At 58.9% G+C, this 8,874-nt stretch carries 10 protein-coding genes and 1 pseudogene; 9 read left to right on the forward strand and 2 right to left on the reverse strand.

Translation table 11 applies throughout. The features are described 5' to 3' along the window. Window positions 1-107: 107 nt before the first annotated feature. Window positions 108-293, forward strand: coding sequence for a hypothetical protein (locus OS189_RS14940; RefSeq protein ID WP_267168127.1), 186 nt, complete (start codon window positions 108-110; stop codon window positions 291-293). A 51-nt stretch (window positions 294-344) separates the two neighbouring features. Here OS189_RS14940 and OS189_RS14945 read toward each other — a convergent pair whose 3' ends face one another. After that, on the reverse strand, window positions 345-776 hold the full coding sequence (locus tag OS189_RS14945) for a DoxX family protein (RefSeq protein ID WP_267168128.1): 432 nt from the start codon (window positions 774-776) through the stop codon (window positions 345-347). A 114-nt stretch (window positions 777-890) separates the two neighbouring features. Between OS189_RS14945 and OS189_RS14950 the strand changes: the two genes are divergently transcribed. After that, window positions 891-1,799, forward strand: coding sequence for a LysR family transcriptional regulator (locus tag OS189_RS14950; protein ID WP_267168129.1), 909 nt, complete (start codon window positions 891-893; stop codon window positions 1,797-1,799). Between the two features lie 23 nt (window positions 1,800-1,822). On the opposite strand, the gene OS189_RS14955 is transcribed toward OS189_RS14950, so the two are convergent. Then, the gene (locus tag OS189_RS14955) at window positions 1,823-2,065 is read right to left on the reverse strand and encodes a winged helix-turn-helix transcriptional regulator (protein WP_267168130.1); all 243 of its coding nucleotides are present in this window, start codon (window positions 2,063-2,065) and stop codon (window positions 1,823-1,825) included. Window positions 2,066-2,278: 213 nt separating this feature from the next. On the opposite strand from OS189_RS14955, the gene OS189_RS14960 reads away from it, so the two are divergent. The 7 genes and pseudogenes from OS189_RS14960 to OS189_RS14990 all read left to right on the forward strand — a co-directional run. Then, on the forward strand, window positions 2,279-3,208 hold the full coding sequence (locus OS189_RS14960; protein WP_267168131.1) for a VOC family protein: 930 nt from the start codon (window positions 2,279-2,281) through the stop codon (window positions 3,206-3,208). After that, the gene (locus OS189_RS14965) at window positions 3,205-3,927 is read left to right on the forward strand and encodes an alpha/beta hydrolase (protein ID WP_267168132.1); all 723 of its coding nucleotides are present in this window, start codon (window positions 3,205-3,207) and stop codon (window positions 3,925-3,927) included. The genes OS189_RS14960 and OS189_RS14965 overlap by 4 nt, the downstream gene beginning before the upstream one ends. Further along, on the forward strand, window positions 3,917-4,210 hold the full coding sequence (locus OS189_RS14970; protein WP_267168133.1) for a GNAT family N-acetyltransferase: 294 nt from the start codon (window positions 3,917-3,919) through the stop codon (window positions 4,208-4,210). The genes OS189_RS14965 and OS189_RS14970 overlap by 11 nt, the downstream gene beginning before the upstream one ends. A gap of 37 nt (window positions 4,211-4,247) precedes the next feature. Further along, window positions 4,248-5,225, forward strand: a complete 978-nt coding sequence (locus OS189_RS14975; protein WP_267168134.1) for a pirin family protein — start codon at window positions 4,248-4,250, stop codon at window positions 5,223-5,225. Then, window positions 5,222-7,090: a monovalent cation:proton antiporter-2 (CPA2) family protein gene (locus tag OS189_RS14980; protein WP_267168135.1), complete on the forward strand. Its 1,869-nt coding sequence runs from the start codon at window positions 5,222-5,224 to the stop codon at window positions 7,088-7,090. Before OS189_RS14975 ends, OS189_RS14980 begins: the two co-directional genes overlap by 4 nt. 357 nt (window positions 7,091-7,447) lie before the next feature. Further along, window positions 7,448-7,871: pseudogene (locus OS189_RS14985) on the forward strand (transposase); the annotation flags it as partial. 236 nt (window positions 7,872-8,107) lie between these two features. Next, the coding region (locus OS189_RS14990; protein ID WP_323380238.1) for a Calx-beta domain-containing protein at window positions 8,108-8,874 on the forward strand (767 nt) is incomplete at its 3' end.

Consider the following 8,874-nt stretch of genomic DNA (forward strand, 5'->3'; position numbering starts at 1 on the left):
GCTATAACAGCAGTCCATCGGCATCCTCGATCTGCGCTTTGGGGGTCTCGACCATTGGCGCAGGCCGAGCTGTTCCTCATCCCCCTGTTTGAATAGGAATGTTCTCGATGCTGCCCTTGATTAAGGTGCTGCCCTTCGGCTTCATGCCCTGCGCCGTGTTGAAAGAGGCGCGTCAGAAGCTACCGGAAATTCCTATGGAGCGGGCGATTTACGTCCCGCAGTCGTTTGTCAGGCGCCCATTAGACCGGATTGCAATTTCTTCCGGTCCTGCCGAAGGACCAAACGCCATGTAAAAAAGAGATGCCGGGTCACGACATCTCTTTGTGGGTAGGTAAAGCGACGAATTACGCCTTCAATGCTTGTGGGATGTAGGTGTCGATCACCGGCAGCCGACGCAGGGCAAAAGCCCCGCCGCCCTGAATTGCCACCGCAACTGCCAGAGCGACCAGCAACGCGGGGAATTCCCAGCCGCCACCTTCACTGCTGAACAGCCAGCCATTACCGGCATGCGCCCAGAGGGAGCCGATCAGAACCGGCAGCGAGAGGATCGCGGCAAGACGGGTGTACAGCCCGGCAATGATAGCCACGCCGCCCACAACCTCGGCAAAAATTGTCAGGTGGGCCGCGATCGCCGGTAACCCGAGGCTGGCAAAGAACGCAACGGTCCCGGGTACAGTGAACACCAGCAATTTGAGAAGGCCGTGCGCCAGAAGGATTGCGCCGAGCGAAAGCTGGGTGAGGGTTGCGCCGACGTTGGTGTTGGATTCAAAGGTCATTATATGTCTCCTATGATTGGGTGGGCTGTTTCCTGGCCCCAATATCGACTATTGCGGTCAAGTTGATAATATGAAGAAATGGCATCTGACTCATTCCATTAGGTTGATAATTCCATGGATCAGATAACGCGTATCGGCATCTTCGTAGCTGTGGTGAAGGAGCAGAGCTTCGCCGGGGCCGCGCGCCGGCTCGGGATGACCAGCTCCGCCGTCTCCAAGCAGATTCAGAACCTAGAGCAGGACCTGAAGATCAAGCTGCTTAACCGCACCACCCGCCATGTCGCCGCGACCGAAGAGGGCGCAATCTATTACCAGCGGGCAAAACAGGCGTTGATGGATCTGCAGGAGGCCGAGGAGGAAATCCACGCATTGAAAACGCATCCTCGCGGGCCACTGCGGGTAAGCCTGCCGCAGAGCCTTGGCGAAAAATACCTGACCGGGTGCACTGCACGGTTTGCGCGGGCCTATCCGCACGTCGCGCTTGATGTCAGCCTGAGCGACCGGTTCATCGATCCGGTCAATGAAGGCTATGACGTCGTGGTACGGATAGGAACGCTCGCCGATTCTTCGCTGATGACGAGGCGGCTGGCGTCATGCCCCTTCATGCTGTGCGCCAGTGCCGACTATATTGAACGGCATGGCCGGCCACTGGTGCCCGAAGAATTGGCCGCGCATGATGTGTTGGCCTACTCGGGCAATAGCGCGGTGCATGAATGGCGCTACAAGGATGCGGCGGGGCAGGTAGGACGCGTGCCGCTCAGCGGATCGCTGCGGACCGATTCCGGTGACATGCTCTGCCGCGCGGCGGTCGAGGGCATCGGCATTGCCATTCTGCCGGTCTTCTACGTCGCCGAACATCTGCAGGCTGGGCGACTGCATCACCTGTTGCCCGATTATCTTACCTGGCCGGAACGGGATATTCATGTGCTGTTCCGTCCGAACCGATATCAGCCCTCGCGCATGCGGCTGTTTGTCGATCATCTGGTAAAGACCGCCAGTGATTTCCCGTGGGAGCGGGGTTAAGCTGCCCTTGTGCGCGCTCCCTCTCAAACTTCGATCTCCTCGATGTTTTTCAGGACAGCACGCACGGCAAAGCCTGTGCTGGTCAGCCCGTAGGTCACCTTTGGCGGGATCATGTTTTCCTGCTCGCGCCAGACCACACCATCCGCCTCCAGCTCACGCAGGCGCTGGGTCAGGACTTTGGGTGAAATCCCTGTGATCGTGCGCCACAACACACCAAAGCGGCAGGCCTTTCGTTCGCCCAGCACATAGATCACATGGTTTTCCATTGGCCCCGAAGCTTGCGCAACACAGTATTGGCAGCACAGGGCAGCTCTGATTTAGGGGCGGCTTCTGCAGCCGGATCGAATTTCTATTTAGTTTCCATTGGGTAACGACTTTCGCTTGGTAACATTGGAACCACATACGCCTTCAACCGTTGGTCACAAAATCTGTTTCGGCTGTATTCACACCGACGCGGTGTTTCAAAAGGAGAAAGCAACATGTCTCTATCTGAATCACAGGCCATCCCCGGCCTGCACCACGTCGCTGCCATTTCCGGTCCGGCTCAGGACAACCTCGAGTTCTGGACCGGTACGCTGCACCAACGGCTGGTCAAACGCACAGTAAACTTTGACGATTCAGGCACCTATCACCTTTATTACGGCGATAACGATGCGGCACCGGGATCTATCATGACCTTTTTTCCATTCGTGCATATGGGCCCAAGCGGCGCTGGGGCGGGCATCGCCTCTGCCGTTGCCTATGCCATTTCAAACCTTGATCAGCGCATGGGGAATTTAGCCGAGGCCGCCATTAATTTCGATGGCCCGTTCGAACGCTTCGGGGAACGCGCGATTGCCCTCAACGATCCGGATGGTCTGCGCGTCGAATTGATCGAACGCGGCGCGCGGGACGAAGGGTTCCACTCCGTGACATTCTGGCTTGACGAGATCGAGCCCACCGCCACGGTGCCAGAGGCGATGGGCTATAAGCGTGAGGCGGATGAAACCATTACCACCGGCGGCACGAGCGGCATCGAGATCCGTTTGCGATATAGCTCCATCGGCCCCGAGCGGGGTTCGGCTGTGGACCTGATGGTCCCGGATACGCGGTCGATTGGACGAGCCGGTGCGGGTACCATCCACCATGTGGCTTTCCGCGCACGCACAGTAGAGGAACAGCAGGTTTGGCGCCGGCGGCTCTCCGGTATCGGTCGCGACGTCACTTCGGTGATCAACCGACAGTATTTCGACGCGATCTATTTTTACACCCTCGGCGGTGTGTCGTTCGAGATCGCGACCGATCCACCGGGCTTTTCCGTGGACGAATACGCTGATCATCTGGGCGAGGCGCTGAAACAGCCCGAAAAGTATGAAGCGGACCGTGCGCGTATTGAGAAGGTTCTGCCTGAAATACGGGTCCCGGCATGAGTGACGCTACGGAGGTCGAAAACTGTGCCACTGGTCCACATGCGGGGCAGCGGCTGATCACGGCCGGCGCTCCGCTGCATCGGGCCCGATTGGCTATTGTGATGATCCACGGGCGCGGCGGGGCGGCTGAGGACATGGTCGGCCTGGCTGAAAGCCTAGCCTTACCGGATATAGCAATTCTGGCGCCATCAGCGGCAGGCCACTCTTGGTGGCCCGATTCTTTCCTTGCCCCGCTTGAAGCGAACGAACCGGGATTGACCAGCGGGCTAAGTGTGATCGCGGCGCTGCTGCAAAATCTGGCAGAGCAAGGCTTTGGCCCGGAGAGGATCGCCATTGCCGGATTCTCGCAGGGGGCCTGTCTCGCCATTGAGGCAGCCGCGCGATTTGCCACACCTTTTCGCGCTGTGGCGGCACTTTCCGGTGGGCTGGTCGGCACGGGCGATGCGGACGGGCCTCCTCTGGCGGAGCTTTACAATCGCCCAGCCAAGCGGTTCAATTACGAAGGCGGTCTCGACAATGTGCCGCTGCTGCTGGGCTGTCACGAACAAGACCCGCATATCCCGCTGGCCCGGGTGCGTGAAAGCGCCAAGGTCTTAGAGGCCATGGGCGCGCAGGTCGACACGATTATCATTCCCGGCGCTGGGCATGGCATCGTCGCCGATGAGGTGTCGTGGCTGCGCAAACATTTGAACGACAATGGAGACACCGATGAGCGCTGATTTCGAAATTACCCGTGAGGAGACCGAGAGCAAGGGCCGCTACACGGCGGTCGTTGATGGCCATGAAGCCGAGATGACCTACTCGCGCGCCGGAGCCAGCACGATTATCATCGACCACACCGGCGTACCCGATGCGCTGCGTGGGCGCGGCGTTGGAAAGGCTTTGGTGCTTCGTGGCGTGGAAGATGCCCGCGCCGAGGGCCGCAAGATCGTACCCCTGTGCCCCTTCGCCAAGGCGCAGATCGCGAGACATCCCGAATGGCAGGATGTCCTGCAAGGCTGAAGCCTGCAAAACATAACATACAAGTTGGAGAGATATCATGAGCTGGAGCCCTTGCCCCGACCCCGTACCCGGAGACGCTAATAGCGTCGATGCCGTGGAGACCCTGATTGTGCCACGTGCAGTCGATCTGGGGGAGATGGAGGTGCGCCGCGCACTTCCGTCCGACAAACGCCAGATGGTCGGACCGTTCATTTTCTTCGACCAGATGGGCCCTGCCGAGTTTCTGACCGATCAGGGCATCGACGTGCGCCCGCACCCTCATATCAACCTTGCCACGCTGACCTATCTGTTCGAGGGCCAGATCTTGCACCGCGACAGCCTCGGTTCTGATCTCGCGATCGAGCCAGGGGCGGTAAACTGGATGAAGGCAGGTAAGGGCATCGTTCATTCCGAACGCACCGCCCCGGAACGTCTGGCCAGCGGCCAGCGTCTGTTCGGGTTGCAGACCTGGATGGCGTTGCCCGAGAACGAAGAAGAATCCGACCCTGCTTTCATGCACCACGGCAAGGCAGACCTGCCGCAGGTCGAGGCCGAAGGTCTGACTGCGCGGCTGATCGCTGGTTCCGCCTTCGGCGCCACATCGCCGCTCAAGACTGCGTCCGACACGCTTTATGCGGATGTAATGCTCGCACCTGGCGCAAAAGCACCGATTGCGGCAAATGCAGAAGAGCGCGCACTTTATACCATCCGTGGCAAGATCGAAATCGCGGGGGCGATTTTCGAGCCAGGTCAATTGCTTGTTTTGCGTCCGGGCGACGAGATCACGGTCACGGGGGTATCTGATGGCACAGGCGACCATGCCCGATTCATGCTGTTCGGCGGCGCGACGATGGAGGGCCCACGATACATCTGGTGGAATTTCGTGTCGTCCCGCCCCGAGCGCATAGAACAGGCCAAGGAAGAATGGCGGCGCGGGCGCTTTGAAACCGTGCCGGGAGACGAGGAAGACTTCATCCCGCTGCCCGATGATGACCGCGAAGTCATGCGTGCCGAGGGTGGGGTTCACTACCCATGAAGGTTTCACCGATCCTGTGTGCCGTCGTAGTCGTCCTCGCGGCTACGGTGGGCTTTCCCGCATTCGCGGCCAACCCTGCTGAGGGGCAGTCGATGTTCGGCCTTGTCGGTATGGAGCTGGCGTTTCTCGAAGCATTGGCGTTGATTGCGCTCGCCTGCATCTGTGTGCCGCTGTCACGCGCCATGGGTCTGGGGACGGTCATCGGCTATCTCGTGGCGGGTGTGGTTGCAGGTATCGGTCTGTCGTTCTCCTTCACCCGCGACCCCGGAGAACTGCTGCATTTCGCAGAGTTCGGCGTCGTGCTTTTTCTCTTCGTGATCGGCCTCGAGTTTCGCCCCGCGCGGCTTTGGGAGATGCGCGGCACGATCTTTGGCCGCGGTTTGGCGCAGGTCATGGTCTGTGCCGCTTTGCTGACTATGGCGGCCCTCGTCGTTGGGCTGGAGTGGCGCGCGGCGCTGATCAGCGGGCTGGGGCTGGCGCTGTCCTCCACGGCGCTGGTCATGCGTGGCATTGACGAGAGCGGTGAGCGCAATTCCACTTTCGGACAGACCGCCATCGCGGTGCTACTGTTTGAAGATCTGGCTATCGTGCCTTTCCTTTTGCTGGTCACCTTGCTGGCCCCCTCGGGCGAAGAAGCAACGCTGGCCGATAACCTTCAGGCCACGGCCATCGGCGTCGGAGCCATCGCACTTCTGATCCTGATCGGGCGCTATGCGCTCGACCCGATATTCCGCATTATCGCCCGTACGCGAACACCAGAATTGATGACCGCGGCTGCGCTCGGCGTGGTAGTCTTTGCCGCGCTCATCATGGCTTCGGCGGGGCTCTCCTATGCGATGGGTGCCTTCATCGCCGGGGTGATGCTAGCCGAATCCTCCTATCGCCACGAAGTAGAAGCCGACATCGAGCCGTTCCGAGGCTTGTTTCTCGGGCTCTTTTTCGTCGCCGTGGGGCTCTCGCTCGATCTTTCAGCCGTGGCCGACAACTGGATGATCATTCTGCTTGCAGTACCGATCACGGTGGCACTGAAGGGGATCGGCGCATATGGTGTGAACCGCGCCTTTGGCACGCCCCATCCTATCGCGCTGCGCATCGCCTTTACAATGGGGCAGCACGGCGAATTCGGCTTTGTCCTCTTCGCTGCAGCCAGTTCCGCGCTTATTCTGCCCGGCGACGTTTCCTCGATCGTCGTGGCCATCGTCACCCTGTCGATGGCGCTGTCGTCGCAATCCGACCGCGCCTACCGCATGGTCATTGGACAGCCCGAGCGCGAGACGATCGACGAAGATTTCACAGACGCGGAGGGTTCGGTGCTGATCGTGGGCTTCGGCCGGGTCGGACAGTTGGTGGCGCAGCCGTTGATTTCCGAAGGGATTGCCGTGACGTTGCTTGACCATGATGCCGACCGCATTCGCGAGGCAAAGCGGTTTAACGAGCGGGTACATTTCGGTGATGGCAGGCGGGCAGAGGTCCTGACCGCTGCGGGGGCCGCCACAGCCAAAGCGATTGTAGTGGCCACCGATGACCCAGACACGACGCTCGATATTGTAAGGGTCGTCCGCCGCAACTTCCCGAACGCTGCTCTTCTTGTCCGGGCGTACGACCGTATCCATGCGACCCGTCTTGCCGGAGAAGGCGTGCCGGAAAATGCGATCCTGCGCGAAACACTGCTGTCGGCATTGGCGCTAAGCGAGCAGGCATTGCGCGCTCTGGGCTATGCTGATGTTGATGCTGACGAAGTCGTTACCCGTGTGCGTGAGCGCGATGCAGATCGGCTTCGTGAGCAGGTTGTCGCGGCCCGGGACAAAGACCAGCGGGACGCCATCGTGGCTGCAATTGCTCCCGAACCAGTGGGCCGGGATTAAACAGAGATGCAAAACCTGAGGGGTTACAGAACACAAAGTAATACTGATTTATGAATAGACGGGGGGCGTTAATGGGCAAATTCTCGCAACTACAGCGGAACTGCCATATCTGAGGGGCTGCAAGGTCTCGATTGCAAAAATATCAAGGTCAGCAATTCTCTTCCGAGAGTGAAGGCACCCGATCCGGTCACTGCATCTTAACGCCTTCGGTGCAATGAAGAAAATCGCGCCGTTGGCGTTGATCGCGATGATCATTGGCGGATAGGTCAGCTTTTTGGACCTGCGCGGACAGCTGCCAACACGCATTCGCCACCTGAAGACCGATCGCGCCGCGTTCAATCTGGGCGGGAAAATTGGGGGCGTGGCCGCCTGATCGGCCGCACCAAGGGCGATATGAATACGAATTGCATGCTTTTTGCGATAGTCAGGTGCGCGCGATCAACTTCTTTGTCTCTGCCGGAAATTTCAGCGATTACATCGGGGCGAAGGCGCTGATCAGCAGCCTCCCGAACGTCGATTGGTTGCTCGGAGATCGCGGCTATGACGCCGATTGGTTCAGAGAAGCGTTGGAAGTAAAAAGGATACGCGCCTGAACCCCCTTTGAAAACAGTGCAGGATCGCCGGCAAATATGACACGTGCCGCTGCAAACGCCGCAGCCGGATCGAGATCATGTTCGCCAGGCGCAAGGACCGACGCTGTGTCGCAGCCAGATATGATAGGCGCCCAAGAAGTTTCTGCTTGGCCATGGCTCTCGTCGCAATCGGCATGTTCTGGCTATGAAACGCTTACGCGTCCTGACTTTAGAAAGACGGCGATACAGGATGATTGGAAAACGGTCCATACGTCAACTCCGGCAGTTCAATACGATGACAACCCCAATCCGGACGTGCAAGCCGGCTTTCAATATTTTGCAAGGGGCGGAAAAAGTTGTCGCAACCCGCTTGAGCGCGTAACCTGCATCTGTAGGCCCCATTATTTAAGGGGTCGCAAATATATATTTTCGAGGAGAAATCAAAATGACTGCTCAAATTTCAATTGAATCTGCATCCGCATCCGAATCTGCTGACATAATTTTTGTCGTTAGCCTCTCTGAAGCGTCCCTTTCAGATATAACCGTAGAGTACCGCGCAATTGGCGATGGGTCGGCGCTGGTCGATGCGAGCGACTTTGGGGTGCGCTCACCCGCGGACACCTTCACCCTTACGATCCCCGCCGGTCAAACCAGCGCGACAATCAACTATTCGAACACCAGATTCAATCGTACCGATGAATTGGACGAAAACTTTACTGTGCAACTCAGCAACCCGGTTGGCGCTGTGTTGGATGGTGGCGAACCGGTTTTGACCGCAACCGGTGTGTTCCTTGATGACGACGGCTCCGATCAGGATCGCGCGCTTTTCGTATCTGACCCCATTATCCTAGAGGGCGACAACGGCACCAAGCAAGCCGTGTTCGAATTGCGCCTGTCGGAAGCCTATACGGACAATATCACGCTTGACTACACCACTGTCGACGGAACCGCCAAAGCGGGCAGCGACTACACCGCTACCTCGGGTAGCGTTACATTCAGCGCGGGTCAGACCGTGAAGTCCGTCGCGGTGGATGTCATCGGCGACACGACTGCGGAGACGGCCGAGAATTTCTCGCTTGTGGTCGAAACCGAGGCACCGGTTTTCAACAACATCCAGGATTCAGCGGGCATTGCCACATTGCTGGACGATGACACGTCGGAAAGCCTGCCCGAGATTTCCGCGCTTCCGGGGCAGGCAAGCGAATCCGGTGA

The sequence above is a fragment of the Sulfitobacter sp. F26169L genome, from assembly GCF_026410285.1.
Taxonomy (GTDB): domain Bacteria; phylum Pseudomonadota; class Alphaproteobacteria; order Rhodobacterales; family Rhodobacteraceae; genus Sulfitobacter.